Annotated in this window: 27 protein-coding genes; 14 read left to right on the forward strand and 13 right to left on the reverse strand. The window is 61.5% G+C overall.

Going from position 1 to position 26,644, the window contains the following annotated elements; all coding sequences use genetic code 11:
* Window positions 1-8: 8 nt before the first annotated feature.
* From IB249_RS20185 to IB249_RS20195, 3 genes are all read right to left on the reverse strand, one after another.
* The gene (locus IB249_RS20185) at window positions 9-2,357 is read right to left on the reverse strand and encodes an FdhF/YdeP family oxidoreductase (protein WP_192307478.1); all 2,349 of its coding nucleotides are present in this window, start codon (window positions 2,355-2,357) and stop codon (window positions 9-11) included.
* Window positions 2,354-3,193, reverse strand: a complete 840-nt coding sequence (gene fdhD / locus IB249_RS20190) for a formate dehydrogenase accessory sulfurtransferase FdhD (RefSeq protein WP_192307479.1) — start codon at window positions 3,191-3,193, stop codon at window positions 2,354-2,356. The genes IB249_RS20185 and fdhD overlap by 4 nt, the downstream gene beginning before the upstream one ends.
* A gap of 94 nt (window positions 3,194-3,287) precedes the next feature.
* Window positions 3,288-4,175: a LysR family transcriptional regulator gene (locus IB249_RS20195; protein ID WP_192307480.1), complete on the reverse strand. Its 888-nt coding sequence runs from the start codon at window positions 4,173-4,175 to the stop codon at window positions 3,288-3,290.
* 137 nt (window positions 4,176-4,312) lie between these two features.
* On the opposite strand from IB249_RS20195, the gene lysM reads away from it, so the two are divergent.
* Window positions 4,313-4,762 carry a peptidoglycan-binding protein LysM gene (lysM, locus tag IB249_RS20200; RefSeq protein ID WP_192307481.1) on the forward strand — a complete coding sequence of 150 codons (450 nt, stop codon included), beginning with the start codon at window positions 4,313-4,315 and terminating at the stop codon, window positions 4,760-4,762.
* 108 nt (window positions 4,763-4,870) lie between these two features.
* Here the strand turns inward: lysM and yrfG are convergent, their stop codons facing one another.
* Window positions 4,871-5,533: a GMP/IMP nucleotidase gene (gene yrfG / locus IB249_RS20205; RefSeq protein ID WP_192307482.1), complete on the reverse strand. Its 663-nt coding sequence runs from the start codon at window positions 5,531-5,533 to the stop codon at window positions 4,871-4,873.
* 90 nt (window positions 5,534-5,623) lie between these two features.
* Here yrfG and nudE point away from each other — a divergent pair, with 90 nt between their 5' ends.
* On the forward strand, window positions 5,624-6,190 hold the full coding sequence (nudE, locus tag IB249_RS20210) for an ADP compounds hydrolase NudE (protein WP_192307483.1): 567 nt from the start codon (window positions 5,624-5,626) through the stop codon (window positions 6,188-6,190).
* Window positions 6,187-7,014, forward strand: a complete 828-nt coding sequence (gene cysQ / locus IB249_RS20215) for a 3'(2'),5'-bisphosphate nucleotidase CysQ (protein WP_192307484.1) — start codon at window positions 6,187-6,189, stop codon at window positions 7,012-7,014. Before nudE ends, cysQ begins: the two co-directional genes overlap by 4 nt.
* A 131-nt stretch (window positions 7,015-7,145) precedes the next feature.
* Here cysQ and IB249_RS20220 read toward each other — a convergent pair whose 3' ends face one another.
* From IB249_RS20220 to rfbB, 7 genes are read right to left on the reverse strand one after another with little or no spacing between them, the layout of a single operon-like run.
* Window positions 7,146-7,601: a YiiD C-terminal domain-containing protein gene (locus IB249_RS20220; protein WP_192307485.1), complete on the reverse strand. Its 456-nt coding sequence runs from the start codon at window positions 7,599-7,601 to the stop codon at window positions 7,146-7,148.
* A 28-nt stretch (window positions 7,602-7,629) separates the two neighbouring features.
* Window positions 7,630-9,024, reverse strand: coding sequence for a sigma-54-dependent transcriptional regulator (locus IB249_RS20225; RefSeq protein ID WP_192307486.1), 1,395 nt, complete (start codon window positions 9,022-9,024; stop codon window positions 7,630-7,632).
* Window positions 9,021-10,829, reverse strand: a complete 1,809-nt coding sequence (locus tag IB249_RS20230; protein WP_192307487.1) for a sensor histidine kinase — start codon at window positions 10,827-10,829, stop codon at window positions 9,021-9,023. Before IB249_RS20230 ends, IB249_RS20225 begins: the two co-directional genes overlap by 4 nt.
* Before the next feature lie 36 nt (window positions 10,830-10,865).
* On the reverse strand, window positions 10,866-11,735 hold the full coding sequence (rfbD, locus tag IB249_RS20235; RefSeq protein WP_192307488.1) for a dTDP-4-dehydrorhamnose reductase: 870 nt from the start codon (window positions 11,733-11,735) through the stop codon (window positions 10,866-10,868).
* Window positions 11,732-12,277, reverse strand: coding sequence for a dTDP-4-dehydrorhamnose 3,5-epimerase (gene rfbC / locus IB249_RS20240; RefSeq protein WP_192307489.1), 546 nt, complete (start codon window positions 12,275-12,277; stop codon window positions 11,732-11,734). The genes rfbD and rfbC overlap by 4 nt, the downstream gene beginning before the upstream one ends.
* The gene (gene rfbA, locus IB249_RS20245) at window positions 12,274-13,149 is read right to left on the reverse strand and encodes a glucose-1-phosphate thymidylyltransferase RfbA (protein WP_192307490.1); all 876 of its coding nucleotides are present in this window, start codon (window positions 13,147-13,149) and stop codon (window positions 12,274-12,276) included. The genes rfbC and rfbA overlap by 4 nt, the downstream gene beginning before the upstream one ends.
* Entirely contained in the window at window positions 13,146-14,228 is a 1,083-nt protein-coding gene (rfbB, locus tag IB249_RS20250) for a dTDP-glucose 4,6-dehydratase (protein ID WP_192307491.1), read from the reverse strand. Before rfbB ends, rfbA begins: the two co-directional genes overlap by 4 nt.
* Before the next feature lie 176 nt (window positions 14,229-14,404).
* Here rfbB and IB249_RS20255 point away from each other — a divergent pair, with 176 nt between their 5' ends.
* The 9 genes from IB249_RS20255 (at window position 14,405) to IB249_RS20295 (ending at window position 24,238) form a co-directional block, all read left to right on the forward strand.
* A complete protein-coding gene (locus IB249_RS20255; protein ID WP_192307492.1) occupies window positions 14,405-17,317 on the forward strand; it encodes an aminotransferase in 2,913 nt (970 codons plus the stop codon).
* A 281-nt stretch (window positions 17,318-17,598) separates the two neighbouring features.
* Window positions 17,599-18,477: an N-carbamoylputrescine amidase gene (gene aguB, locus IB249_RS20260; protein WP_192307493.1), complete on the forward strand. Its 879-nt coding sequence runs from the start codon at window positions 17,599-17,601 to the stop codon at window positions 18,475-18,477.
* A gap of 5 nt (window positions 18,478-18,482) precedes the next feature.
* Complete coding sequence (gene aguA, locus IB249_RS20265) at window positions 18,483-19,589, forward strand: agmatine deiminase (RefSeq protein WP_192307494.1); 1,107 nt, start codon at window positions 18,483-18,485, stop codon at window positions 19,587-19,589.
* A gap of 245 nt (window positions 19,590-19,834) precedes the next feature.
* Window positions 19,835-20,047 carry a hypothetical protein gene (locus tag IB249_RS20270; protein WP_192307495.1) on the forward strand — a complete coding sequence of 71 codons (213 nt, stop codon included), beginning with the start codon at window positions 19,835-19,837 and terminating at the stop codon, window positions 20,045-20,047.
* 436 nt (window positions 20,048-20,483) lie between these two features.
* Entirely contained in the window at window positions 20,484-21,770 is a 1,287-nt protein-coding gene (locus IB249_RS20275; protein WP_192307496.1) for an OprD family porin, read from the forward strand.
* A gap of 334 nt (window positions 21,771-22,104) precedes the next feature.
* Window positions 22,105-22,410: a type II toxin-antitoxin system RelB/DinJ family antitoxin gene (locus tag IB249_RS20280; protein WP_192307497.1), complete on the forward strand. Its 306-nt coding sequence runs from the start codon at window positions 22,105-22,107 to the stop codon at window positions 22,408-22,410.
* A gap of 199 nt (window positions 22,411-22,609) precedes the next feature.
* Complete coding sequence (locus IB249_RS20285; RefSeq protein ID WP_192307498.1) at window positions 22,610-22,831, forward strand: tautomerase family protein; 222 nt, start codon at window positions 22,610-22,612, stop codon at window positions 22,829-22,831.
* Window positions 22,828-23,484, forward strand: a complete 657-nt coding sequence (locus tag IB249_RS20290; RefSeq protein WP_192307499.1) for a DsbA family oxidoreductase — start codon at window positions 22,828-22,830, stop codon at window positions 23,482-23,484. The genes IB249_RS20285 and IB249_RS20290 overlap by 4 nt, the downstream gene beginning before the upstream one ends.
* 43 nt (window positions 23,485-23,527) lie before the next feature.
* Window positions 23,528-24,238 carry an SDR family NAD(P)-dependent oxidoreductase gene (locus IB249_RS20295; RefSeq protein WP_192307500.1) on the forward strand — a complete coding sequence of 237 codons (711 nt, stop codon included), beginning with the start codon at window positions 23,528-23,530 and terminating at the stop codon, window positions 24,236-24,238.
* A gap of 106 nt (window positions 24,239-24,344) precedes the next feature.
* On the opposite strand, the gene IB249_RS20300 is transcribed toward IB249_RS20295, so the two are convergent.
* Window positions 24,345-24,695, reverse strand: coding sequence for a DUF6124 family protein (locus IB249_RS20300; protein ID WP_192307501.1), 351 nt, complete (start codon window positions 24,693-24,695; stop codon window positions 24,345-24,347).
* A gap of 410 nt (window positions 24,696-25,105) precedes the next feature.
* On the reverse strand, window positions 25,106-25,294 hold the full coding sequence (locus IB249_RS20305) for a hypothetical protein (protein WP_192307502.1): 189 nt from the start codon (window positions 25,292-25,294) through the stop codon (window positions 25,106-25,108).
* Between the two features lie 24 nt (window positions 25,295-25,318).
* Here IB249_RS20305 and IB249_RS20310 point away from each other — a divergent pair, with 24 nt between their 5' ends.
* Together IB249_RS20310 and IB249_RS20315 are read left to right on the forward strand one after the other, a co-directional pair.
* Entirely contained in the window at window positions 25,319-25,561 is a 243-nt protein-coding gene (locus tag IB249_RS20310; protein WP_192307503.1) for a CopG family ribbon-helix-helix protein, read from the forward strand.
* The gene (locus tag IB249_RS20315; RefSeq protein WP_192307846.1) at window positions 25,551-25,835 is read left to right on the forward strand and encodes a type II toxin-antitoxin system RelE/ParE family toxin; all 285 of its coding nucleotides are present in this window, start codon (window positions 25,551-25,553) and stop codon (window positions 25,833-25,835) included. Before IB249_RS20310 ends, IB249_RS20315 begins: the two co-directional genes overlap by 11 nt.
* The last annotated feature ends 809 nt before the right edge of the window (window positions 25,836-26,644 follow it).

The raw sequence follows: 26,644 nt of genomic DNA on the forward strand, positions 1-26,644 counted from the left end.
CGGGCCTGTTACGCCGACCTGGCCATGATCAACCCATTATCACTCGCCGCTTCCAGACGGATCGCGACGAACTTCGACGTTGGCGTATGGCTGCCGTCCCCGACGCTTTCCAGCGGCACCAGCGGGTTCACTTCCGGATAGTATGCCGCGGCCTGCCCGGCCGGGATGTCAAAGGCCAGCAGCGTGAAGCCCTTCACCCGGCGTTCGCGGCCATCGTCCCAGAGCGAGACGATGTCGGCCTTCTGGCCCGGCTTGAAGCCCAGGCGGATGATGTCCGCCTCGTTGGCGAACAACACGTCACGCTGACCTTTCACGCCGCGATAACGGTCGTCGAGACCATAGATCGTGGTGTTGTACTGATCGTGCGAGCGCATCGACTGCATGATCAGGTCCGGCAACACGCCGGTGGCACGAGTGCGCTCGTGGACCAGGTCCTTGGGCAGTACGTTGGCGCGGAAGTTGGCTCGTCCGGAAGCGGTGTTCCACTTGCGCGCGCCGGCCGTGTTGCCGAGGTAGAAACCGCCCTTGTTCTTGATCTTCTCGTTGAAGTCCTTGAAGTTAGGGATGGTCTCGGCAATCAGGTCACGGATGCGGCTGTAGTCGGCCACCAGCCAGTTCCAGTCCACCGGATGGCTGCCCAACGTGGCGGCGGCGATGCCGGCCAGAATCGCGGGTTCCGAACGCATCTGGTTCGACAGCGGCTCCAACTGGCCATTGGAGGCATGGACCATGCTGAACGAGTCTTCCACGGTCACCGCTTGCGGGCCTTCGGTCTGGATATCGATATCGGTCCGGCCCAGGCACGGCAGGATCAGCGCGTCCTTGCCGTGGGCCAGGTGGCTGCGGTTGAGCTTGGTGCTGATCTGCACGGTCAGGTCGCAGTTGGTCAGCGCCTTGAAGGTGCGCGGGCTGTCCGGCGTGGCTTGGGCGAAGTTGCCTCCCAGGCCGATGAAGACTTTGGCACGGCCTTCGGCCATGGCGTGGATCGCCTCGACCACGTTGTGGCCGTTTTCGCGGGGCACCTTGAACTGGAAGCGACGCTCCAGGGCGTCGAGGAACGCCGCCGGTGGACGCTCGTTGATGCCCATCGTGCGGTCGCCCTGCACGTTACTGTGGCCACGCACCGGGCACAGGCCGGCGCCCGGCTTGCCGATGTTGCCGCGCAGCAGCATCAGGTTGGCGATTTCCTGGATGGTCGGCACCGAGTGACGGTGCTGAGTGATGCCCATCGCCCAGCACATGATGACCTTCTTGCCCTTGAGGTACATGCGCGCGGCTTGTTCGATCTCGACCAGGGTCAGGCCGGACTGTTCGACGATCTGCTCCCACGAGGTGTCGTCGATGACGGCCAGGTAATCCAGCACATTGACGCTGTGCTCGTTGAGGAAATCGTGGTCAAACACCGCCGGGGCACCGGCCTTCTGCGCATCGCGTTCCCATTGCAGCAGGAACTTGGCCATGCCGCGCATCACCGCCATGTCGCCGCCCAGTGCCGGACGGAAGTACGCGGTGTTGGTCGGCTTGTCGCCGTTGGTGAGCATTTCGATCGGGCGCTGCGGGTTCTGGAAGCGTTCCAGGCCACGCTCCTTGAGCGGGTTGATGCACACCACTTGCGCCCCGCGTTTCACCGCTTCACGCAGCGGTTCGAGCATCCGTGGGTGGTTGGTGCCAGGGTTCTGGCCCCAGACGAAAATCGCATCGGCGTGTTCGAAGTCATCGTAGGTCACGGTGCCTTTGCCGACGCCAACGCTCTGCGACAGCGCGACACCGCTGGCCTCGTGGCACATGTTCGAGCAGTCGGGGAAGTTGTTGGTGCCGAAGGCGCGGACGAACAATTGATAGAGGAACGCCGCTTCGTTGCTGGCCCGACCCGAGGTGTAGAACTCAGCCTGGTCCGGGCTCGACAGGCCGCGCAGGTGCCTGGCGATCAGGGCGAACGCATCGTCCCAGCTGATGGGCTGGTAGCGGTCGGTTTCGGCGTTGTAGCTCATCGGTTCGGTGATGCGGCCCTGGTATTCGAGCCAGTAGTCGCTCTGTTCCAGCAATGAGGTCACGCTGTGCTTGGCGAAGAACTTGCTGTCGACACGTCGCTTGGTCGCTTCCCAGTTCACCGCCTTGGCGCCGTTCTCGCAGAACATCACCATGCCGCCTTCCAGCGAATCGCCCCAGGCGCAACCCGGGCAGTCGAAGCCGCCGTTCTTGTTGGTCTTGAGCATCATGCGCAGGTTTTTCAGCGCGTTGTCGCTGGTCAACCAGGCCTGGGCGACGCTGATCAGCGCGCCCCAGCCACCGGCCGGGCCTTTGTAGGGTTTGTAACGGGGAACGGGGGTCTGGTCGGCTTGACGATGTTGACTCACGCTTGATTCTCCAACGCCGGGCTGTAGACCCGTGGTGCGTTCTTCTGTGGCAAATGGATGAGATTGAGGTTGTGGCGGCGGGCCCATTGCACGGCAAGGCCGGTGGGCGATGACAGGCTGACGAGGGTCTGGATGCCGGCGCGCAGGACTTTCTGGATCAATTCGAGGCTGCACCGGCTGGTGACAATCGCCAGGCCGCCGGCGGTCGGGATCTTCTGGCGTACCAGCCCGCCAATCAGCTTGTCGAGGGCGTTGTGCCGGCCAATGTCCTCGCGACCCAGGCGCAGCTCGCCGTTGGCGTCCATGAACACCGCCGCATGCACGGCGCCGCTGTACTGGCCCAGGGGCTGGAAGGCACCGATGCGCTGGCGCAGGCCGTCGAGCCATTGCGCCGGGGGCAGCGGGGCGCCGGGCATGACCTTGAGGTCCGGCAGAGCCTGCTCGACCGCTTCCACGCCACACAGGCCGCAGCCGCTGGTGCCGGCCAGTTGCCGGCGTTGTTGCTTGAGGTTCCAGAAGGCGCGGTTGGCAATGGTCACTTGCGCGTATTGCGCCGAACCCGAGCCGCTGAGTTGCAGGTCGTAGATGTCCGAGGGGTCTTCGATGATGCCGCTGCCGAGGCTGAAGCCGACGATGAAGTCTTCGAGGTCGGTCGGGGTCACCAGCATCACCGCCTGGCTGATGCCGTTGTAGGCAATCGCCAACGCGACCTCTTCGGCCAGCGCGGTGCTGGCGGATTCAGTGAGTTGAAGGTCGCTGTAGGTGTACGTCTGGCTGGCGGCGGGCGCGGGCGTTTCGAGAGCGGGCGCCGCGCAGGCAGTGCGCTTGGCGTTCATGAGGCATCACCGACGGTTTGGTCAGTGTTAAGCCTAAGCGCGACAATCTGTCACGTCTAATTGCTATTACTGATCTACCGATAGATGACATCGATCAAGAGTCGGCTGGCGATTTCTGATACAGCGCAAAACAGGCTTCGGCTAACGCCGAGCGCGGGGCGCTGCGACGCATGATCAGCCCCAGCCGGCCGAGGGTCTGCGCGTTTTCGATCGGTTGCAGGCGCAAATGGTCGGTCAGGTTTTCCAGGCCGCCCTCAAGCGGCATGACGGCGCAGCACAATCCGCCGTGCACGGCCTGAAGCAACTGATGCACGGCATCGGTCTGCAACAGCGGTTGCGGGATCAGGCCACGGCTGTGGAAGTTGTGGTCGATGGACTGGCGGAAGTGCATGCCGCTGGTGAGCATGCCCAGGGGCAGTTCGATCAGCGACTCCCAGCTCAGTGGCGCCTCGCCGAAGGTGAAATGACGCTGGTCGTAGAGCAGCCCCATGTGTGTTTCGCTGAAGCTCAGGGAATCGAAGCGTTCGGCGTCCAGGCGTTCGAGGTAGGACACGCCGAGGTCCAGGCGATTGCTCGCCAGTTGTTCGAGGATCTGCTCGGAGCTCAATGCCGACAGTTCGAAGCGCAGGTTGGGGTGTTCGCTGTGCAGGCGTTGCATCATCGGCAGCGGATCGAAACTCGAGAGCGGCACCACGCCCAGGCGCAACGTACCGATCAGGTTGCCGCGGCACGCCGCGGCCTCGGCCTGCAACCCGTCGCAGGCAGCCAGCACGGTACGGGCCCAGGCCAGCACCCGCTCGCCCGGTGCGGTAAAACCCTCGAAGCGTTGTCCCCGGTTGACCAGCGGCAGTTCCAGCTCTTCCTCCAGGCTGCGCAGGCGCATGGACAGGGTCGGCTGGGTGATGTGACACCGTGCGGCGGCCTGGCCGAAGTGCCGGGTTTCGTCGAGGGCGATGAGGAATTTCAGCTGCTTGATGTCCATTTTCGCTCCAGGGCACGGGGAGTGGGCGATTCTAGCGGTTGGCGGCGAGTGGCGTCATTGGTCGGCTTGGATCCGTTTCTGGCAAAGGTGGACTAGGCTTTTGCGTCTGGACACTTAACTACCAGGGAGCGCACACAATGAGCCTGTTCAGTTTTCTGAAGGAAGCCGGTGAAAAAATCCTCGATGCCCTGACGCCAGACAAGGCCGAGGCCAACAGCGAGGCACTGACCCAGCATGTGAAGGACGCACTGACCGGGATCGATACGTCGAAGATCCAGGTGAAGGTCGAGGGTGAAAAAATCATCGCCACCGGTGAAGCCGCCAGCCAGGAAGAGAAGGAAAAAATTCTCCTGGCCCTGGGGAACGTGGCCGGCATCAGCGGCGTTGACGACCAGATCACGGTGACCGGCCCGGTCGTCGTCGCCTCGCAGTTCGTCGTGGTGCAGAAGGGCGATACCCTCAGCGCGATTTCACTGCGGGTGTACGGGGATGCCAACAAGTATCAGAAGATCTTCGAGGCCAACAAGCCGATGCTCAAGGACCCGAACAAGATTTACCCAGGGCAGTCGCTGCGCATTCCCGAGTAGGGCTCAAGACCGAGTGATGGCCTTCGCGGGCAAGCCCGCTCCCACAGGTATTTTGAACGCTGCGAAACCTGTGGGAGCGAGCCTGCTCGCGATGGGCGCGACTCGGCCTTAAAGCCCAGCAATCAAGGTCCGGTAATCCTCCACCGCCGCAAACTCCGCCGTGTCCTTCGGCCCCTTGCGGCTGTCCGGCTCGCGCACGGCCAGCAGGTGCGCCACGCCGAAGTCGCGTGCACTGCGCAGGATCGGCAAGGTGTCGTCGATGAACAGGCTGCGCGCCGGATCGAAGCCGATGTCCGCTTGCAAGGCATCCCAGAATTGCCGGCTTTCCTTGGCGAACCCGTAGTCGTGCGAGCTGATCAACCGTTCGAAATACGGCGCCAGTTCAATTCTCTCCAGCTTCAACGACAGCGAATCGCGGTGCGCGTTGGTGATCAGCACCACACGTTTGCCCGCCTGCCTGATCGCGGCCAGGAACGTGTCCGCATCCGGGCGCAGCGCAATCAGGTGGGCGGTTTCCCGTTTCAGTTCGCGCACCGGCAGTTTCAGCTCGGCGCTCCAGAAGTCCAGGCAATACCAGCGCAACTGCCCGGCGTTGCGTTCGAACAGCGGTTGCAGCTCCATGTCCGCCATGGCCCGGCTCACCCCGTGCAACTCGGCGTAACGCTGCGGCAGGTGTTCGAGCCAGAAATGATTGTCGAAATGCAGGTCCAACAACGTGCCGTCCATGTCCAGCAGAACGGTATCGATGTCGCGCCACGGCAGCAGTGACATAAAAAACGTCTCCAACGGTAAAAAAGATATCCGGGATCAACAATCAGGATAGGCCGGGTATAGTAACCCGTTCACGCCAAGGAGCTTTTCATGCGCCAGAAACCCACTGTCCTCGCCCGCGAGATCGTCGCCACCAGCCGCCTGTTCTGCGTTGAAGAACTGAAACTGCGTTTTTCCAATGGTGCGGAGCGCACCTATGAGCGGTTGGTCGGCAGGGGCGCGGGTTATGGCGCGGTGATGATCGTGGCGATGCTCGACGCCGAACACGCGGTGCTGGTCGAGGAGTATTGCGGCGGCACCGATGAGTACGAACTGTCGCTGCCCAAAGGCTTGATCGAGCCGGGTGAAGACGTGTTGGCGGCGGCAGAGCGTGAGCTCAAGGAAGAAGCCGGGTATGGCGCGCGCCAGTTGATGCACCTGACCGAGTTGTCGTTGTCTCCGGGCTACATGAGCCAGAAGATCCAGGTGGTGTTGGCCATGGACCTGTACGAAGAACGGCTGGAGGGCGACGAACCGGAGCCGATGGGCGTGGACAAGATCAATCTGCGCGAGCTGTCGGGGCTGGCGCAGAACCCGAAATTCACCGAGGGTCGTGCCTTGGCGGCGTTGTACCTGGCCCGCGACCTGCTGACCCAGCGCGGGGAGTTCCTGCCATGACATTCCCGCATCCGTTGATGACTCCCGTTGTGGAACTGGCCTTGCAGGCGGGCGAGGCGATCCTGCCGTTCTGGCGCACCGGCACCGCAGTGACGACCAAGGCTGACGAATCCCCGGTGACTGCCGCCGACCTGGCTGCCCATCACCTGATTCTGGCCGGGCTGACCGCGCTGGCCCCGGACATTCCGGTGTTGTCCGAGGAAGACGCCGATATCCCACAAAGCGTACGTGCCGGTTGGCATCGGTGGTGGCTGGTCGATCCGCTGGATGGCACCAAAGAGTTCATCAACGGCAGCGAAGAGTTCACCGTGAACATTGCCCTGATCGAGCGGGGCCAAGTGGTGTTTGGCGTGGTGTCCATGCCGACCAGCGGGCGCTTCTACGTCGGCGGGGCGGGCCTGGGGGCGTGGCGGGGCGACCAGGGTGCGGAGCCGCTGGCGATCCAGGTTCGCCAGGCGCCGGCCGCAGGGGAGGCGTTTACCGTGGTTGCCAGTCGTCGCCATTCGAGCCCCGAGCAGGAGCGTCTGCTGGCCGGGCTGAGCGCCAGTCTGGGGGCACTGGAGTTGGCCAATATCGGCAGTTCGTTGAAGTTCTGCCTGCTGGCCGAAGGTGCAGCGGATTGTTACCCGCGCCTGGCGCCGACCTCGCAGTGGGACACGGCAGCCGCCCAGGGCGTGCTCGAAGGCGCGGGCGGCGAAGTGCTGGAGTTGAGCGGTGCGCCGTTCAGCTACCCGGCTCGGGAATCATTGCTGAACGGGTCTTTCCTGGCGTTGCCGGCGAAGGCCGCGTGGCGCGAAAAACTCCTGGAACTGGCCCGCGCCTGACGGCCGGGTCATGCATGGTCCCCTGTGGGAGCGAGCCTGCTCGCGATGGCGGAGTGTCAGTCAACAGAGTTTGCGTTTGACACACCGCATCGCGAGCAGGCTCGCTCCCACAGGTTTTTGGATTGGCAGGTCTAGCGGTGCAGGACGTACTGCCCGCTGAAGGTCACGGCGTCTTCCTCGCTGTCGGCATTGACGATCCGCGAGTGCAAGGTCAACCGGGCCCGGCCATAACGCTGGTACATCGCCAGAAATTTCTTCCACACCGCCGCGCTCGGCGCCTGGCAAATCGCGACCGCGTCACGGGTGACCGGCAGCGGATAGCTGATCTGCCCTTCGTGGATCACGATGTGCCCGTCCTCAATCCCTTCCTCGCGCAGGCGCAAATGCAGCCAGCCCCACCCGGCCAGCACCGCGCCGCAATACAGGCTGCCACCGAACATGGTGCTCTTGTGATTGACGTTGGCCTCCAGCGGCAAGTGCAGGCGCAGTTGCTGGTCGTGCCAGTCGAGCACCTTGACGCCCATGGCCTGCGTCAGAGGGATGTCGTGGTGCAGGACTGATTCCAGGTGGCGACTGTCGCGGTTCATGCGGGGCCTCGTGTTGGAGGTGAAGGGTTCAATCGGATTCGTCGGCAGCGTGTTGCGCACCGCTGTCGGCGAAGTTCAGCCCATGCTTGCGCAGTTTGTCGTGCAAGGTCTTGCGCGGAATGCCCAGGGCTTCGGCAAGGCTGCGCACCGAGCTGTGGGAGCGTGCCAGTTCGGCGGCAATCAACGATTTCTCGAAGTTCTCCACCTGCTCGCTCAGCCCGCCACTGACCACCTCGACCGGGGTGCCGGGCATGCCGTCCGCTGCGCTGTTGTCCAGCGCCAGTTCCAGGCCCAGGGCGAAGCGTTCGGCGGCGTTTTGCAGTTCCCGCACGTTGCCCGGCCAGGTGTGGCGCAGCAACAGCGCCCGCTGCCCCGGTTGCAGTTCGTGGGGCGGCAGGCCATGGCGGGCACTGGCTTCGTCGGCGAAGTGCTGGAACAGCATCAGCGCATCCTCACCGCGCTCGCGCAGCGGCGGAATGCGCAGCGGCGCGACGTTGAGCCGGTAATACAGGTCGGCGCGGAAGCGTCCCTGATCGGCGGACTGGCGCAAGTCTTCCTTGGTCGCCGCGATGATGCGGATGTCCAGCGGGATCAACTGGTTGCCACCCAGGCGCTCGACCACGCGCTCCTGCAGCAACCGCAGCAGTTTCACCTGCACGTCCAGGCTCATGCTTTCGATTTCGTCGAGGAACAGCGTGCCGCCATTGGCGAATTCGAACTTGCCGATACGGCGTTTTTGCGCGCCGGTGAAGGCGCCCGGTTCGTGGCCGAACAACTCGCTTTCCACGACCGACTCCGCCAGGGCACCGGCATTGATCGCCACGAACGGTCCATTGCGCCGGCTCGACAGATCGTGCAGCGCCCGGGCCACGACTTCTTTGCCGGCACCGGTTTCGCCGAGGATCAGCACGTCGGCCTTGGTCGCCGCGAGTGCACCGATCTGCTCGCGCAAGCGCAGCATGGAGGCCGATTGCCCGACCAGCCGCGCGCTCAGTTCATGACGGTCGCTCAGGGCCAGGCGCAGGCTGCGGTTGTCCAGCACCAGTCGGCGCACGGCCAACGCGCGGCGCACGCTGTCGAGCAGGGCGTCGCTGGCGAAAGGCTTTTCCAGAAAGTCATAGGCCCCGGCACGCATCGCCTGCACCGCCAGCGGCACGTCGCCATGGCCGGTGATCAGCAATACCGGCAGCTCCGGGTCCATGGCATGCAGTTCGCCCAGCAGCTCAAGACCGTCCATGCCCGGCATGCGGATGTCGCTGACCACCACGCCCGGCCAGTCGCGTTCCAGTTGTCCGGCCAGGCCCTTGGCTTCGCCCAGCGGCAGTATTTTCAGGCCGGCGAGGTCCAGGGTCTGGCTGAGGGCCTGACGCAGGTGTGGGTCATCGTCGATCAGCACGACCTGAATGCGGTTGTCGATGGTCATGCACTTCGGTCCTCGGACGGTTGCAGGCTCACGCCCGGCGCGCCTGCGCGCAGTTTCAGGGTAATCAGCGCGCCGCCTTCCTTGTGGTTGGAGAACAACAGTTCCCCGCCGAAGGCGCGCATCAGTGTCTCGCAGATCGCCAGTCCCAACCCCAGCCCCTGAGTCCGGGTCTTGGTGGTGTAGAACGGCTCGCTGGCGCGCCCCAGGGCTTCCATGCAAAAGCCCGGGCCGTTGTCGCGAATGGTCAGGTTGACGCCGTCGGCGGTGGATTGGGCACTCAACCAGAGTTTACGTGGCGGGCCCTTTTCCGTCAGCGCGTCCAGGGCGTTGGCCAGCAGGTTGCCGAGCACCTGGCGCAGACGGGTTTCCCCGGCCTCGACCCACAGGGCGGCAGCCGGCAGGTCGCGGATCAGTTCGACTTCCATGCTGCGCCGGCGCTTGGCCAGCAGCGCCAGCGCGTCATCCAGCGCTGGTTGCAGCGCCACGCTTTCCGGCGCGTGGCGATCACGGCGGGCAAAGGCCCGCAGGTGGGCAATGATCGAGGCCATGCGCCCGGTCAGTTCGCTGATCAGCTTGAGGTTGCCGCGCGCGTCGTCGATGCGTTGATGATCGAGCAGCACTTCGGCGTTTTCCGCGTAGCTGCGGATGGCCGCCAGCGGTTGATTGAGTTCGTGGCTGATGCTCGCCGACATGGTGCCGAGCGCCGACAATTTGCCGGCCTGCACCAGGTCATCCTGGGCGCGCACCAGCTCCTGTTGCGCGTGCTCGCGCTCGAGCACTTCCTGCTTCAGCCGGCGGTTGAGGCCTTCCAGGTCGCTGGTACGCTCGGCGACCCGGCCTTCCAGTTCCCGTCGCGCCTTGGCTTCGAAGGCGATCCGCTCCAGGTAATGGCGGCGGCGTTGCATCATCAGGCCGAGCAACAGCATCAACACCAGCAGCGTCGCGCCGCCGATGGCGACCACCGTGCGTACGGGCCGGTCGATCAGCGTGCGCGGCGCGAGGATGCTCACGCTCCAGCCGGTTTCGTCAATCTGTTGGGTCTGGGTCAACCAGGCATCGGGGCTGAGATGCAGCGGCTTTGGCTCGCGGGTCGGATAGGGTTGGATGGCGATGATCGCCGCGCGCTCGGCGTCGCTCAACGGCCGGGTCGCACGAAAGCGCCATTCAGGCCGCGAGGTGAGGATGACCACGCCGTTGTGGTCGGTGACCAGCAGTTGTTCGGGGGTCTTGCCCCAGAGGCTTTCGGTGTGGTCCAGGTCGACTTTGGTCACCAGTACGCCGATGACCTTTTCCCGGTCACGCACGGCTGCGGCGAAGAAATACCCGCGTTTGGCCGAGGTGGTGCCCAGGCCGAAAAAACGCCCCAGGCGCCCGGCCATGGCCTCGCTGAAATAAGGCCGGAAGGCAAAGTTGCGGCCGACGAAACTGTCGTGTTTGTCCCAGTTGGACGCGGCAATCGTATTGCCCTGCGTGTCCATCAGGTACATGACTTCGGCACCGGTCTGCGTGGCGATGTTCTTCAACAGGCGGTTGGCGTTGCCCTGGATGACGCCATCGTCCGGTGCCGACAGGTCCGCGCGCAGGGCCGGCAGGTCGCCGAGGATCTGCGGCAGCACCTCATAGCGGTGCAGGGTGCCCAACAGGTTGGCGACGTACAGGTCGAGGGTCTGACGGTTCTGCCCGGCCAGTTCGCTGCGGTAGTAGCGCTCGGCCAGATGCTCCAGCGGCCACAGCAAGGGCGCCAGGCACAGTGCAAGCAGGGCCAGGCTGCGCCAGCGGGGTCGGCGGGGAAGGGTCGGAGTCATGAGCATCAGGCGCCTGTGGGTACAGGCGCATTATGCCTAGGCTTGTTCGGCAAGGCACTCGTGCAGCGCGGTTTGCCAGTCGGGCTGGCTGACGCCCCATTCACGCTGCAGGCGTCGGCCGTCCAGGCGCGAGTTCAGCGGTCGGGTGGCGGGGGTCGGGTAGTCGCTGGACGGGATCGGTATCAGGTTGGCGCATGGCTTGCCCTGTGCGCGCAACGCCTCGCCGATGGCCTGGGCAAAGCCGAACCAGGACGTTTCGCCTTGAGCCGTCAGGTGATAAGTGCCCCAGGCGCCGGTTTGTCCCGCCTGCCAACGTTCGATCAAGGCGAGCGTGCTGCGGGCGATGGTGCCGGCCCAGGTGGGCGCACCGATCTGATCGGCGACCACACGCAGCTCCGGTTTTTCCTGCAGCAGGCGTTGCATGGTCAGCAGGAAATTGCGGCCATGGGCCGAGTAGACCCAACTGGTGCGCAAGATCAGGTGCTGGCCTTGCACCGCGCTGATCGCCTGCTCGCCGGCCAGCTTGCTCTGGCCGTAGACGCCCAGCGGATTCGGCGCGTCGTCTTCGGTGTAGGGCGAGCTTTTGCTGCCGTCGAACACGTAGTCGGTGGAGTAGTGAATCAGTGGAATACCCAATGCCGCGGCTTCTTCGGCGAGGATGCCTGGTGCCACGGCGTTGATGGCGAAAGCCACCTGCGGTTCGGTCTCGGCTTGATCGACCGCGGTGTACGCTGCGGCGTTGATGATCAGGTCGGGACGAACGCGTTGAACTTGCTGACGCAGTTGTTGCGGGTCGGTCAGGTCGAACTGACCGCGCCCCGGAACAACCAGTTCGCCAAGCGTTTTCAGGTGATGTTGCAGTTCAGTTGAGACCTGTCCATGTTGACCGCTGATAAGAATTCTCATGGAAACAGGTCGACCTCCTGCAGGGTTTTACCCAGTTGGTCCTTGGCCGACAGTTGCGGCGCTTCGGTCAACTGCCAGTCGATGGCGAGCGTCGGGTCGTCCCAACGGATGCAGCGCTCGGCGGCCGGGTTGTAATAGTCGGTGGTCTTGTAGAGGAATTCGGCGACGTCACTCAACACCACGAACCCGTGGGCAAAACCTTCCGGCACCCAGAGTTGCCGAGCATTTTGTGCCGACAAGCGCACGGCTTCCCACCGGCCGAAATTCGGTGAGCTGCGACGAACGTCCACCGCCACATCGAGCACTTCACCCAGCGTTACACGTACAAGTTTGCCCTGGGTATTTTCCAGCTGGTAATGCAGACCGCGCAGCACGCCTTTTACGGAGCGTGAATGGTTGTCCTGCACGAACTGCCGTTGAAGGCCCGTCGCCTGCTCAAAGGCCTTGGCGTTGAAACTCTCGTAGAAAAAGCCGCGTTCGTCGCCGAACACCTTGGGCTCGAGGATCAACACGCCGGGCAGGGCGGTTTCAATCACATTCATTTTCCAGCCTCGGCCAGTTTGAAGAGGTACTGGCCGTACCCGGTCTTGCCGAAATACTGAGCGCGCTCGAGCAACAGTTCACGGCTGATCCAGCCGTTGTCGTAGGCGATTTCTTCGAGGCAGGCGACCTTCAGGCCCTGGCGGTGTTCGATGGTCTGCACGTATTGCGAGGCATCGAGCAGGCTGTCATGGGTGCCGGTGTCCAGCCAGGCGAAACCGCGACCGAAGCGCTCGACCTGCAGGTCGCCGCGTTGCAGGTAGGCATTGTTGACGTCGGTGATCTCCAGTTCGCCGCGAGGCGAGGGCTTCACGGCCTTGGCGATCTCGATCACATCGTTGTCGTAGAAGTACAGCCCGGTCACGGCGTAGCTGGATTTCGGGGCCTTGGGTTTTTCTTCGATCGACAGGGCGCGGCCTTCGCTGTCGAAATCGATCACGCCGAAACGCTCCGGGTCCTTGACCCAGTAGCCGAAGACCGTCGCGCCGGACTCGCGCTTCACCGCCTCCTTCAATTGATCGCCGAAGTGCTGGCCGTGGAAGATGTTGTCACCGAGGATCAGGCACACCGGGTCATCGCCGATGAATTCTTCACCGATCAGGAAGGCCTGGGCCAGGCCATCCGGCGAAGGCTGCTCGGCGTAGCTGAAACGCACACCGAACTGGCTGCCGTCACCCAGCAGGTTGCGATACTGCGGCAGGTCCTGGGGGGTGGAGATCAGCAGGATGTCCTTGATGCCGGCCAGCATCAGGACCGAGATCGGGTAGTAGATCATCGGTTTGTCGTAGATCGGCAGCAGTTGCTTGGACACGCCGAGGGTGATCGGGTGCAAACGCGTGCCCGAGCCACCGGCCAACACAATTCCTTTCATCATGCGATCAACTCCTTGGTATTGATGGCGCCCAATCGTTCACCCTGGTAGCTGCCATCCTGAACGCGACGGCACCATTCGAGGTTTTCCAGGTACCACTGGACGGTTTTGCGCAGGCCGGTCTCGAAGGTTTCTTCGGGCACCCAGCCGAGTTCGCGTTCAATCTTGCCGGCATCGATGGCGTAACGCAGGTCATGGCCGGGACGATCCTGGACGAACGTGATCAGGTCGGCGAAATGTGCAACGCCTGCGGGTTTGTGCGGCGCGAGTTCTTCGAGCAGGGCGCAGATGCCGCGCACGACGTCGATGTTCTTCTGCTCATTGTGCCCACCGATGTTGTAGGTCTCGCCGACGACGCCTTCGGTGACCACCTTGAACAGGGCCCGGGCGTGATCTTCGACAAACAGCCAGTCGCGGATCTGCAGGCCGTTGCCGTAGACCGGCAGCGGCTTGCCGGCCAGGGCATTGAGAATCACCAGCGGGATCAGCTTTTCCGGGAAGTGGAACGGGCCGTAGTTGTTCGAGCAGTTGGTCAGCAGTACCGGCAGGCCGTAGGTGCGCTGCCAGGCGCGGACCAGGTGGTCGGACGCAGCCTTGCTGGCGGAGTAGGGCGAACTCGGTGCGTAAGGCGTGGTTTCGGTGAACAGGTCATCGACACCGTGCAGGTCGCCGTAGACCTCGTCCGTGGAAATGTGATGGAAGCGGAAGGCGCTTTTTTCCGGTTCAGCCAGGGTGTTCCAGTAGGCGCGGGTGGCCTCCAGCAGGCTGTAGGTGCCGACGATGTTGGTCTGGATGAAATCCGACGGGCCGTCGATGGAGCGGTCGACATGGGATTCCGCCGCCAGGTGCATGATCGCGTGCGGCTGGAAGCGCGCCAGCACCGCGCTCACCGTCGGCTGATCAACGATGTCGGCCTGGACGAATTCATAGCGGGTGTCGTTGGCAATGCTGGTCAGCGATTCCAGGTTGCCGGCGTAGGTCAGTTTGTCCAGGTTGAGCACTTCGTGCTCGGTGTGTCGAATCAGGTGGCGAACCAGAGCAGAGCCAATGAATCCGGCGCCGCCGGTGATGAGAATACGCATGTAGGCCAGCCTTTATTTGTAAGAGCATTGAAGCAAATGAGCATAGCTTGTCGGCAGAAGGCGGGTGGTGCAATAGCGTTGTGACGGCTATTTGGGTTTTGGCGCATGGGCGGGGGTTGATTATCGATCGGCGCAGTGGCGATATAAGCGCCTAATAATATTTCAGGGGTTGTCGCATGCCACTCGCCACGTTGATTCATCGCGCCAGTTTGCCCAGCCCGCAGGTGTCTGCGGCGCAAGCGCTAGAGCTGCTCGAGGGGCATTACGGGCTGAGCGGGCGCTTGCAGGCTCTCGGCAGCCAGCAGGACCTCAACTACCGTGTCGACAGCGCCGAAGGGCGTTTCGTCCTGAAAATCTGCCGGGGTGACTATTCGGTGCTCGAGTTGCAGGCCCAGCACGCCGGCCTCAAGCACCTGGCCGAGCACTCGGGGGTGCAGGTGCCGCGGGTGATTGCCTCCCGCACCGGCGCCGACCTGCTGTCGCTGGAAGTCGCGGGGCAAGCGGTGCACGTGCGCCTGCTCGAGTACATCGAGGGCCAGCCGCTCACCCATCTGGACCATCTGCCCCGTTCGGTGGTGAGCGGTTTCGGTCGGCTCTGCGGTGAAATGGACCTGGCGCTGGCCCACTTCAGCCATGCGGGGCTGGAACGCACCCTGCAATGGGACGCTCGCCACGCCGCTGCGCTGATCGCGCACCTGTTACCCGTCATCAAGGACGACGCGCAACGAACCTTGATCGCACAAGCCGCCGCGCAAGCCGAACAGGCCTTGCGGCCGTTGGTGGACAGGTTGCCGGTGCAGGCCATCCACATGGACATCACCGATGACAACGTGGTCTGGCAGCGTGATGCGCAGCGCCAGTGGCAGTTGCAGGGCGTGATCGATTTCGGCGACCTGGTGCGCACCTGGCGCATCACCGACCTGTCGGTGACCTGCGCGGCGTTGCTGCACCATGCCGATGGCGATCCGTTCTATATCCTGCCGGCGATCCAGGCCTATCACGCGGTCAATCCGCTGCAACACGAAGAACTGCTGGCGCTGTGGCCGTTGATCGTTGCCCGGGCCGCCGTGTTGGTGCTCAGCGGCGAACAGCAGGTCAGCATCGATCCGGGCAACCAATACAGTCGCGACAACCTGACCCACGAGTGGGAAATTTTCCGTGTCGCCACCTCGCTGCCTCTGGCGCTGATGGAGGCCGCCATCCTCACGTGCGTGGGACAGCGCCTGCCGGAGATCGGCAACGAGGGTTTTGCGCCGTTGTTGCCAAGCCTGGTCGGAGGCGAATTCGCCTTGATCGACCTGGGCGTGCTCAGCCCGCATTTCGAGGCCGGTAACTGGGAGCAGGAGGGCATCGATCAGCGCCTGCTGGATGAAGCGGCGGCGGTGCATGGCCTGGCGGCGAGTCGTTACGGGCAGTACCGCTTGTCGCGCACCCGCCCGGACAGCGCCGGCGAACCGGAGACCTGCCCGCTGCATGTCGAGTTGCGCGTGCCCCAGGGGACGGCGGTCGAGTCACCGTTTGCCGGCGTGGTGCATCAACCGGCGCCGGGGGTGCTGCAACTCGACGGGCCGCAGTTGAGCGTGCGCCTGTGGGGCGTGACGCCGTCGCTGCACAGCGGTGCGGCGCTGGTCAAAGGGCAGGTGCTGGGCGCGGTCAGCGGGCCATTGCGGGTGCAGTTGTGTCGAGGCGCTTCGCTGGCGGCACCGTTGTTCTGCACGCCCTCGCGCGCGGCCGCCTGGCAGGCGTTGTGCCCGTCACCGGCGGCGTTGCTGGGGCTGGCGTGCGACGCCGAAGCGGAACTGGATGCGCACACCTTGCTGGCACGCCGCGACGCCAGCTTCGCCCGCACGCAAAAACACTATTACGTCGATCCGCCGCGCATCGAGCGCGGCTGGCGCAACCACCTGATCGACATGCAGGGCCGCTCCTACCTCGACATGCTGAACAACGTCGCGGTGCTGGGCCATGGTCATCCGCGCATGGCCGCGGTGGCTGCCCGCCAGTGGTCGCTGCTCAACACCAACTCGCGGTTCAACTATGCGGCGGTGGCCGAGTTTTCCGAACGCTTGCTGAAGTTGTCGCCCGATTCCATGGATCGGGTGTTCCTGGTCAACAGCGGCAGCGAGGCCAATGACCTGGCGATCCGTCTGGCGTGGGCCTACAGCGGCGGTCGCGACATCATCAGCGTGCTGGAGGCCTATCACGGCTGGACGGTGGGCGCGGATGCGGTGTCGACGTCGATCGCCGACAACCCCATGGCCTTGAGCAGCCGCCCCGACTGGGTGCATCCGGTGCCTGCGCCGAACACCTATCGCGGTGAGTTCCGTGGCCCGGACAGCGCGCCGGACTACGTGCGCAGCGTCGAGCACAACCTGGCGAAAATCGCCACGCAAGGTCGTCCGCTGGCCGGTTTCATTTGCGAGCCGGTGTACGGCAATGCCGGGGGCATCTCGTTGCCGCCGGGTTACCTGAAACAGGTCTACGGTCTGGTCCGCGCCCAGGGCGGCGTGTGCATCGCCGACGAAGTGCAGGTCGGTTACGGGCGCATGGGGCATTTCTTCTGGGGGTTTGAAGAGCAGGGCGTGGTGCCGGACATCATCACCATGGCCAAGGGCATGGGCAACGGCCAGCCGCTGGGTGCGGTGATTACCCGCCGGGAGATCGCCGAGGCACTGGAGGCCGAGGGTTACTTCTTCTCGTCGGCCGGTGGCAGCCCGGTCAGTTGCCAGGTCGGCATGGCGGTGCTGGACGTGATGGAGGAAGAAAAGCTCTGGGAAAACGCTCAGGTCGTCGGCGGCTACTTCAAGGAGCGTCTCGAAGCGCTGATCGATCTCCATCCGCTGGTGGGCGCGGTGCACGGGTCCGGTTTTTACCTGGGCGTCGAATTGATCCGCAACCGCGAGACCCTGGAGCCGGCGACCGAAGAAACCACCGCACTGTGCGATCGCCTGCGCGAGTTGGGGATTTTCATGCAGCCGACCGGCGACTACCTGAACGTGCTCAAGATCAAGCCGCCGATGGTCACCTCGCGTCGCAGCGTGGATTTCTTTGTCGACATGCTTTCCAAGGTGCTCGGCGAAGGTCTCTGATCTCATCTGTTGAAACCATCACCTGTGGGAGCGAGCCTGCTCGCGATAGCGGTCTACCGGCCAGCATGATTGTTGTCGGGTCCATCGCCATCGCGAGCAGGCTCGCTCCCACAAGGTTTTGTGATGGCTTAATTCGATTGTTATCTGGTTTGGATGGCGTGATTTGAGGCGTATGGCAAATTAATCACTTCTAAAGCCGATATTTATCGGCTATAAAGTTGCCAATGTCTGGATATGGATGAACCATGCCCGACCATCACGCACTTGCCCGGAGATGATTCATGAGCCGTATCGTTACCGTCGCCGCCACCCAGATGGCCTGTTCCTGGGACCTTGAAGCCAACCTCGAAAACGCTGAACGACTGGTGCGCGAGGCAGCGGCCAAGGGCGCGCAGATCATCCTGATCCAGGAACTGTTCGAGGCGCCGTACTTCTGCCAGAAGCCCAACCCGGATTACCTGCAACTGGCCACCACGGTTGACGACAACGTCGCCATCAAGCATTTCCAGAAGGTCGCCAAAGAGTTGCAGGTGGTGCTGCCGATCAGTTTCTACGAGCGGGCCGGGCGTGCGCGCTTCAACAGCATCGCGATCATCGATGCCGACGGCAGCAACCTCGGGATTTATCGGAAAAGCCATATTCCGGACGGCCCCGGCTATCACGAGAAGTACTACTTCAACCCGGGCGACACGGGTTTCAAAGTGTGGAACACCCGTTACGCAAAAATCGGTGTGGGCATCTGCTGGGACCAGTGGTTCCCGGAATGCGCGCGCAGCATGGCGTTGCAGGGTGCGGAGATCCTGTTCTACCCGACCGCCATCGGCAGCGAGCCGCACGACAAGAGCATTTCCTCCCGCGATCACTGGCAGCGCGTGCAGCAGGGCCATGCCGGCGCCAACCTGATGCCGCTGGTCGCCAGCAACCGCATCGGCAACGAGGAGCAGGACGGCTACGACATCACCTTCTATGGTTCGTCGTTCATCGCCAACCAGTTCGGCGAGAAAGTCGAAGAACTCGACAGAACCGAAGAGGGCGTGCTGGTCCATCGTTTCGACCTCGACGAGCTGGAACACATCCGCAGCGCCTGGGGCGCCTTCCGTGACCGCCGTCCGAACCTGTATGGTGCTCTCAAAACCCTCGACGGTTCTCTGGAGTCCTGATCGTCATGACCACATTAAACAGCACGCCACGCGCCGATGGCTTCTACATGCCGGCCGAGTGGGCCCCCCAAACCCAGACCTGGATGATCTGGCCCGAGCGCCCGGACAACTGGCGCCTGGGCGGCAAACCGGCGCAAGCCGCCCACGTCGCCGTCGCCAAGGCGATTGCCCGGTTCGAACCGGTGACCGTCGGTGTTTCCGCCGGCCAGTACGAAAACGCCCGCGCGCGCCTCGACGTGCCGAATATCCGCGTGGTGGAAATGTCCAGCGACGATGCCTGGGTGCGCGACACCGGCCCGACCTTCGTCATCAATAACAGCGGTGAAGTGCGTGGCGTGAACTGGGACTTCAACGCGTGGGGCGGTTTTGACGGTGGCCTGTATTCACCGTGGAACCGTGATTCGCAGGTCGGCGGCAAGATCCTCGAGATCGAACGCAGCCCGCGTTATCGCACCGAAGGCTTCGTGCTGGAGGGCGGTTCGATTCACGTCGACGGCGAAGGCACCCTGATCACCACCGAAGAATGCCTGCTCAACCGCAACCGTAACCCGCACCTGAGTCGCGAGGAGATCGAAGCGGTGCTCAGCGCGCAGCTGGCGGTGGATAAAATCATCTGGCTGCCGGACGGTTTGTTCAACGACGAAACCGACGGTCATGTGGATAACTTCTGCTGCTACGTGCGTCCGGGTGAAGTATTGCTGGCCTGGACCGATGATCCGCAGGACCCGAACTACCCGCGTTGCCAGGCCGCGATGAAGGTGCTGCAAAGCAGCACGGACGCCCGGGGACGCCCGTTCACGGTGCACAAGATGCCGATTCCGGGGCCGTTGTATGCCACCGAAGAGGAATGTGCCGGTGTCGATCCGGTGGATGGCACCCAGGAACGTAATCCGTCGGTTCGTCTGGCCGGTTCCTACGTGAATTTCCTCATCGTCAACGGCGGCATCATTGCGCCAAGCTTCGACGATCCGCTGGATGGCCCGGCCAAGGAGATTCTGCAAAGCCTGTTCCCGCAGCACGAGGTGGTCATGGTGCCGGGTCGCGAACTGTTACTGGGGGGCGGCAATATCCATTGCCTTACCCAACAGCAACCCGCGCCGCACAAAGAGTGAGTGCAGTTGTAACAGTCTGAGTTTCCTACAAAAACACTCAGGTAAAAGCGTTCCCTCGATGCCGTGCAAGAAGCCCGCAGCCCGCAAGGACTGCGGGCTTTTATGTATCCGCTGGTCGACCGTTGCGACACATTGGCACAGCTCTTGTATCTCTCATGAAGTGAAACGGGGAGGGGGAGAACTTCGATGTTCTGTCATAAACCTTGGATAAGTTAGCCGCTCACAAACCGGGAGAGAGCGCGGAAATGAACGCTGAAGTGAACATGATGAATGAGCGGGCACCGCATCCCCTGGCTGTAAACAGTGAATCGCTCCAGGTCCTGGCGCACTGGTTGAAGTCCAATGGAACGCGTCAGATCAGGGAAACTGATCCGCGCCGGATGATGATCGAGCGCTATCCCGCTGGTTTGTTCAGCGAGGCGGAACTGGATGCGTTGTGGGATGTGATGGAAGGATAAGAAGAAAAACGACGGATCGAGCAAAGCGCTGCCAGGATGGCGGCGTTTTTTATGGGCGGGTGTTTTGCCTCGGGCACTGCAGGCCCAATGTGGGAGCGAGCCCTGCTCGCGAAAGCGGTCACTGATTCAACAACCCTGCTGTTGGATAAACACTTTCGCGAGCAGGCTCGCTCCTGTAGCCATTGGTCGCACACAAGTCCCCTTAGACCTTTTTCGCCTATATTCAGAAGATTCATGAAATTGACACAGGCTTCCGGGCCCGACTAGGATGCCGTCCAACGCCTGTGGCCAACCGCCATGACTCAAAATAATAAAAAGGCCCGCCGCGATGTTTCGTGGGCGGGCTTTTTTGTTTCGGGATGAAAAAAGAGTGCGATAGCGCCGATTCAGCCGTTCGACACAGCGCGTATCCACCCGTCATTAGGAAAAGAACAAAATGTTGAATAAGCGGATCAGTCTGATCGCTCTGGGGATGTTGAGCGCTACATCGGCAATGGCTAACGACCAGGCCGAATCCAAGGGTTTCGTGGAAGACAGCAGCCTCAAAGTGCTGCTGCGCAATGCCTACATCAACCGTGACTACAAAGATGGTCGTGCGGACAAGGCCGAATGGGGCCAGGCCGCCATCGGTACCTTCTCGTCCGGTTTCACCCAAGGCACCGTGGGTGTGGGTGTGGATGCTTTCGGTCTGTACGCGCTGCGTCTGGATGGCGGCAAGGGCCGCACCGGCGCGCAAGGTATCGACTTCTTCAAGAAGGGCGACAGCGGCAACGCCGCCGACGACCTGTCCAAGGGTGGCGCAGCGGTCAAGTTCCGTGTGTCCAACACGGTGTTGACCTACGGCGACCAAATGCCAGCACTGCCGGTGCTGAGCTACGACAACGTGCGCCTGCTGCCGGAAAGCTACACCGGTACCCTGATCACCTCGAAAGAGATCAAGGGCCTGGAACTGAACGCCGGCCGCTTCACCGCCGAATCGCGTAAAAGCGCTGAAGGCCGTGACAGTGGTGGCCTGAAGTCGATCAACGTATTGGGCGGCAGCTACCAGTTCACCGAACAGTTCAAGGCTGCGTTGTACGCCTCCGACGTCGAAGACGTGCTGAAGAAGCAATACGTGAACGCCAACTACGTGTTCCCGATCGACAAGGATCAGTCCCTGACCCTGGACTTCAACGGCTACCGTACCAAGCTGGACAACTCCTACGTCCGCGAAGCCCAGGCCACCGGCGACGACAACAAGATCTGGAGCCTGGCGGCCACCTTCGCCACCGGCCCGCACTCGTTCACCGTCGCCCACCAGCGCAGCACCGGTGACAGCAACCTGGGCTACGCCTACGGCGGCTACCAGAAAGATCAGGGTCGTGTCGGTGATGGCGGCAACACCATCTACCTGGCGAACTCCTACTGGTCCGACTTCAACGCCGAAGACGAGCGCAGCTGGCAGTTGGGCTACGGCCTGGACTTCACCGCTTTCGGCATCCCTGGCCTGAGCTACAACGTGGCTTACGTACGCGGTGACAACATCACCACGTCCACCAGCGAAGGCGGCACCGAGCGCGAAATCTTCAACCAGTTCAAGTACGTCGTGCAAAGCGGCCCGGCCAAAGACCTGAGCGTGAAACTGCGCAGCTCGGTACTGCGCGTGTCGCAGAAATCCAGCGAGTACAACGTCAGCGGTAACGAACTGCGCGTGTTCGTCGACTACCCGATCAACATCTTCTGATGATGGGTTGTCGCCTCGAGGCCTGATCACAGGCTGAGAAAACAAGAAGCCCCGACTGGTTCGGGGCTTTTTTGTGGGTGCGAATTGGCGGTCGGGTCCATCAGTCATTTCCTGTGTGGTGCCACGGCCGTTCTCAGGGAAGAAAGGGAACGGGCTGATCGTCATTGCAGGCTCAATGGGCTGACATATGCGGCGGGCAGCTCAGAAGGATGTCAGCGGCGCCTGATAGGACGGAGCCGCTTGTCTCGCCTGGCTTGACCCTCAAGTGAGTGCAGCACCAAAATGCCGGAGGTAGCGCTGATGTAGCTACAGATTTTCAAAAGAGGTGAATCACATGGGTGCATTACTGAAAACGACAGATGTGCGTTGCCGCATCGATGAAGATTTGAAGGCGCGTGCCACCGAAGTTTTGAACGCCTGCGGCCTGAGCATTAGCGATGCCATGCGGCTGTTTCTGCGTCAGGTGGTGGCGACTCAAGGCCTTCCGTTTGAAGTTCGTGTCCCATCAGAAAAAACTGCTCGCGCCATGATGGAAGCGCGAGACATTCGGCAGAGCTTTGACTCCATAGACGACCTGCTGGGGGACACTGATGGAGCCCCATGTGGGAGCGAGCCTGCTCGCGATGATCGTCAACGATAAAGCGGGTTTTCAGAATGCCTAAGTTCTCTGGGCCTGTCTGGCGAGCAAGCAAGGACCCATAAACCAACTCGCCTAATACATTACACAACGTAACTAATGATGTTCCCGCCCCCACCTTTATCCCCCCCGTCCATGCGCCTACATTTGGCTCCAACACCTACCCATCATCCCGATGAGCAGGTCACTGGAGATCTTCCTCATGCCTTTCGTAAGCGTACGTATCACCCGCGACGGCGTTACCTCTGAGCAGAAAGCTCGGGTGATCGCCGAAATCACGGAAACACTGCAACGCGTGCTCAAGAAGGACCCGCACCTGACCCACATCGTGATCGAAGAAGTCGACACCGATAACTGGGGCTACGCCGGGATTACCACCACTCAGTACCGTAAACAGCTGGCTGAGCAGGAGGGCAAGTCGTGACGGCGCAGGTTTCCATCGACTTTATCTCCGACGTGGTGTGCCCCTGGTGCGCACTGGGTGCGACGGCGCTGGAGCAGGCCATCGAGAACGTCGCCGGTGAAGTTTCGGTGGTGCTCACCTACAAGCCGTTCGAGCTGAACCCGAACATGCCGCCCGAGGGCGAGAAAGCCGTCGAGCACCTGATGCGCAAGTACGGGCGCACCGCCGAAGACGTCGCCGCCGGTAAAGCCATGCAGATCGCCCGTGGCGAGGCCATCGGTTTCACCTTCGACCTGGAGAAGCGCAGCCACTTCTACAACACCTTCGATGCTCATCGACTGTTGTATTGGGCGCTGCAGCAAGGCCGGCAAGTGGCACTGAAGAAGATCCTGCTGCGCGCTTACTTCACCGACGGCCAGAACCCGAGTGATCGCGAAACCCTGGTTCAGCTGGCCGCCGAAGCGGGCCTGGACGCAGCCGCCGCGAAAGAGGTGCTGGATTCCGGCGCATTCGCCAAAGAAGTGCGTGAACTGGAAGGCTTTTACCAACAGCGCGGCATCAACTCGGTGCCGGCCATGGTCCTCAACGGTCGCCACCTGGTGTCCGGTTCACAGTCGGTCGAGTACTACGAGCAGATGTTGAGACAAATGGCGAAGGCCCCCGCCGAAGCCTGATTACTTATCTTCCAAATCATTTATCAATTAGCAGAGGTTCATCATGAGCAATTCGAAAAAAGTCATCGTTATCACCGGCGCTTCCCAAGGTCTCGGCGCAGGCATGGTCAAGGCTTTCCGTGACCTGGACTACAAAGTCGTCGCCACTTCTCGTTCGATCCAACCGTCCACCGACCCGGACATCCTCACCGTGGCTGGCGACATCGGTCACCCGGAAGTCGCCCAAAAAGTCATCCGTGAAGCCATCGAACGTTTCGGCCGCGTCGACACCCTGATCAACAACGCCGGGATCTTCGTTGCCAAACCCTTCACCCAATACACCGCTGAAGACTACGCCAACGTCCTGTCGGTGAACCTGAACGGGTTCTTCTACATCACCCAACTCGCCATCGCCGAGATGGAAAAACAAGGCAGCGGCCACGTCGTCAACATCACCACCAGCCTGGTCGACCACGCCATCGACGGCGTCCCGTCGGTGCTGGCTTCCCTGACCAAAGGTGGCCTGAATGCCGCGACCAAATCCCTGGCCATCGAATACGCCAAACGCGGCATCCGCGTGAACGCCGTATCCCCAGGCATCATCAAGACCCCGATGCACGGCGAAGAAACCCACGCCGCCCTCGGCGCCCTGCACCCGGTCGGCCACATGGGCGAAATCGGCGACATCGCCCAGGCAGTCGTCTACCTGGACAGCGCCAACTTCGTCACCGGCGAAATCCTCCACGTCGACGGTGGCCAGAGCGCGGGTCACTGACACCTGATTTGCACACCGCAAACAACAAAGCCCTCGTAGCGATACGAGGGCTTCGTTTTGCAGGGTCGAAAAATCATCCGCTAGCGTGTCCGGGAAATGCCGTGATTCAGCCAATCGGATCGAGCTGATCCAGTGCGCGGTTCACCGAGATTTCCGCCAGCATGATGATCTGGTGAATGCCCAGCAGAGAATTACGACTCGGCCCCGTTTCGCGGTCGGCAATGTCCATGGTGATGACGCTCGCGGACGCCAATGATTCGCTGACGCAGCCGAGCAGGGTTTGCACGTCGATGTCCGGGTTGACGGCGTACATCGAGCAGGGGGTGCGGGGGGTGGATTTGGTGTCGGCTAGGAAGGCTTGGTGTTCTTCGTCGAGGTGGTTGGAGTTTTGGGTTTCGGGGCTTGCGTGGCTGGATTTGTTGTTTGTTTCTGGGGGATTTGGAGTGACCTTAGGCATGGCGTTGTTCCCTATTGGGTGCCAACCTCCTCGCTGCTAAACGACAAGGGTGGCAGCTGCACGCAGGTTAGCAGACCGGGGAACATCGCAAAGCCGGCGCGCCCTAGGGCGCCCTACGTACAGCCACCATCAAACGCAGGCAGAATCACCTGTGTGATAGATGCACGTGCAACGGATGAACCGCGAGCTGCTAAACCCGGCCACTGAACACCAGTGGCAGGTCAACGATAAAACCCACGGTAAAGCCTCACAAGCCGGCGGATTCTGGCGTAACCGTAGGCAGCGCCGCAAGGTTTTGTAGCTTTCAGGAAGTGACGCGCAGCGTGATTAAACAAACGCCAAACATCCGACAAACAAATCCGTCAGCGGAGTATTTCCATAGAGCGAAGGGGAAATTTCCGACGGTTCTCTTACACCAGCGCCCATTGCTGCTGACGTTTCCAATCATTTGGAAAGCCCATCACCGTCAAGTTCCCCGCTTCTCTTGATCCATCAATTCGCGTGACCACTTCCGGAAAAATCCGGCACTGCGAAAAATTGAAATATCGTTGCGACGACTTGCTAATCCAAGTGAGCGCTTGCCGGTATAAGATGTTCATCAACCGCTCACCATCGAGGCTGCCATGACCGGGATATCCCTGAACCTGCCAGAAGACCTTTCGAACTCGCTCTCCGATCTGGCTAAGACGAATGGCCAAACCGTGAGCTATCTGGCGATGGATGTGCTTCGCGACTACATCGAGCACGAGAGAGCTTTGACTGCGCAGATTGAACGGGCGGTTGAAGAGGCTGATGAAGGTAAATTCGCCACCGATGACCAAGTTGCGGCAATGCGCGCCCGCCGCTGGGACAAAAATGCGGGTTGAGTGGCTTGAAAAAGCCCTCAAAAACCTGGAAGACGAAGCTAGTTACATAGCCCTTGAAAACCCCAAGGCTGCTGATGATTTCTCAGATGCAATTTTCGCCAGCGTAGACAAGCTGGCCCAATTTCCAGCCATGGGCCGTGAGGGTCGAGTCAAAGATACGCGTGAATGGGCAGTGCCCAACTGGTCCTATCTCATTCCCTATCGAGTACGTGGTGATCGCCTCCAAATCCTCGGTGTGTTTCACACACGGCAACGCCCTCGCACCAAGTGGTGAAGGCGCGTAAAAACGCTCTGGTCAGAATGAAATGCCTCTTCCTGCCGTCCGATGCGTAGTGGCCGAATTGCCAAGACTTCCCTAAACGGATCTATTTTCCTGACTAAAGTTGGGGGGCTGCGCGCAGTGGTGATAGCGTTTAACACAACATTTACCCACAAATGCTTCGGTTTTGAGCCTGTACCCACACCAAGGAAAACCCGTAATGGATCTACACCACGAGTTCGAGAGCAGCAAATTCTTCCACCGCGCGCGTATCGATCGACGTGCCGCCTGGTCACTAGATAGTCGTTGGGTCTGACGGCCTCATCGCGAGCAGGCTCGCTCCCACGGGTTTCAGTGTGTGGACAAAAAGTGGACGTTCCAGATACAACAAAGCCCCTACATTTCTGCAGGGGCTTTGTTTTTTATGATGCGGCACCAGGAGTCGAATATAAATCTAATTTATTGTTTTTATTTGATATTTATAATGTTTCTGAAATTTCTACCTCTAAATTTATCCTGAGATCTAGAACATCTCTCTCACTCGAAGAGTGCGATGCCAGCTGCGCCTTTGCTAGCTGCTTGCAAGGTAGACCAAGCTTTAGCTACTGTCTGGCAAGTGGCCAGCTCCTTGGGTCATGTAACCCTTAGCAGCGGCGAGGCTTGATTAGCATGGATGCAAATAATCCGCTTAAGCGATTAAGCTCATTAATATCAGCCTCTTACACATCGATAGCTCTAATTTTGTTGATTGCTAACTGACTGTTTTATGTCAGGGACTAGATGTGTCTGATATCTAATTGCGGGGCAATTTATTTTAATACAAG

This window comes from Pseudomonas sp. PDM04, from assembly GCF_014851765.1.
Classification (GTDB): Bacteria; Pseudomonadota; Gammaproteobacteria; order Pseudomonadales; family Pseudomonadaceae; genus Aquipseudomonas.

What these genes read in the sequence shown, in the direction of transcription:
- IB249_RS20225 (WP_192307486.1), bottom strand. Translation starts at nt 9,024, where the DNA reads ATGACCATCGACAACCGCATTCAGGTCGTGCTGATCGACGATGACCCA.
- aguB (WP_192307493.1), top strand. Translation starts at nt 17,599, where the DNA reads ATGAGCCGTATCGTTACCGTCGCCGCCACCCAGATGGCCTGTTCCTGG.
- IB249_RS20300 (WP_192307501.1), bottom strand. Translation starts at nt 24,695, where the DNA reads ATGCCTAAGGTCACTCCAAATCCCCCAGAAACAAACAACAAATCCAGC.
- IB249_RS20220 (WP_192307485.1), bottom strand. Translation starts at nt 7,601, where the DNA reads ATGAACCGCGACAGTCGCCACCTGGAATCAGTCCTGCACCACGACATC.
- IB249_RS20285 (WP_192307498.1), top strand. Translation starts at nt 22,610, where the DNA reads ATGCCTTTCGTAAGCGTACGTATCACCCGCGACGGCGTTACCTCTGAG.
- fdhD (WP_192307479.1), bottom strand. Translation starts at nt 3,193, where the DNA reads ATGAACGCCAAGCGCACTGCCTGCGCGGCGCCCGCTCTCGAAACGCCC.
- IB249_RS20195 (WP_192307480.1), bottom strand. Translation starts at nt 4,175, where the DNA reads ATGGACATCAAGCAGCTGAAATTCCTCATCGCCCTCGACGAAACCCGG.
- yrfG (WP_192307482.1), bottom strand. Translation starts at nt 5,533, where the DNA reads ATGTCACTGCTGCCGTGGCGCGACATCGATACCGTTCTGCTGGACATG.
- aguA (WP_192307494.1), top strand. Translation starts at nt 18,483, where the DNA reads ATGACCACATTAAACAGCACGCCACGCGCCGATGGCTTCTACATGCCG.
- IB249_RS20230 (WP_192307487.1), bottom strand. Translation starts at nt 10,829, where the DNA reads ATGACTCCGACCCTTCCCCGCCGACCCCGCTGGCGCAGCCTGGCCCTG.
- IB249_RS20305 (WP_192307502.1), bottom strand. Translation starts at nt 25,294, where the DNA reads ATGAACATCTTATACCGGCAAGCGCTCACTTGGATTAGCAAGTCGTCG.
- IB249_RS20275 (WP_192307496.1), top strand. Translation starts at nt 20,484, where the DNA reads ATGTTGAATAAGCGGATCAGTCTGATCGCTCTGGGGATGTTGAGCGCT.
- rfbA (WP_192307490.1), bottom strand. Translation starts at nt 13,149, where the DNA reads ATGATGAAAGGAATTGTGTTGGCCGGTGGCTCGGGCACGCGTTTGCAC.
- cysQ (WP_192307484.1), top strand. Translation starts at nt 6,187, where the DNA reads ATGACATTCCCGCATCCGTTGATGACTCCCGTTGTGGAACTGGCCTTG.
- IB249_RS20255 (WP_192307492.1), top strand. Translation starts at nt 14,405, where the DNA reads ATGCCACTCGCCACGTTGATTCATCGCGCCAGTTTGCCCAGCCCGCAG.
- nudE (WP_192307483.1), top strand. Translation starts at nt 5,624, where the DNA reads ATGCGCCAGAAACCCACTGTCCTCGCCCGCGAGATCGTCGCCACCAGC.
- IB249_RS20270 (WP_192307495.1), top strand. Translation starts at nt 19,835, where the DNA reads ATGAACGCTGAAGTGAACATGATGAATGAGCGGGCACCGCATCCCCTG.
- IB249_RS20280 (WP_192307497.1), top strand. Translation starts at nt 22,105, where the DNA reads ATGGGTGCATTACTGAAAACGACAGATGTGCGTTGCCGCATCGATGAA.
- IB249_RS20315 (WP_192307846.1), top strand. Translation starts at nt 25,551, where the DNA reads ATGCGGGTTGAGTGGCTTGAAAAAGCCCTCAAAAACCTGGAAGACGAA.
- IB249_RS20295 (WP_192307500.1), top strand. Translation starts at nt 23,528, where the DNA reads ATGAGCAATTCGAAAAAAGTCATCGTTATCACCGGCGCTTCCCAAGGT.
- rfbC (WP_192307489.1), bottom strand. Translation starts at nt 12,277, where the DNA reads ATGAATGTGATTGAAACCGCCCTGCCCGGCGTGTTGATCCTCGAGCCC.
- rfbB (WP_192307491.1), bottom strand. Translation starts at nt 14,228, where the DNA reads ATGCGTATTCTCATCACCGGCGGCGCCGGATTCATTGGCTCTGCTCTG.
- rfbD (WP_192307488.1), bottom strand. Translation starts at nt 11,735, where the DNA reads ATGAGAATTCTTATCAGCGGTCAACATGGACAGGTCTCAACTGAACTG.
- IB249_RS20310 (WP_192307503.1), top strand. Translation starts at nt 25,319, where the DNA reads ATGACCGGGATATCCCTGAACCTGCCAGAAGACCTTTCGAACTCGCTC.
- lysM (WP_192307481.1), top strand. Translation starts at nt 4,313, where the DNA reads ATGAGCCTGTTCAGTTTTCTGAAGGAAGCCGGTGAAAAAATCCTCGAT.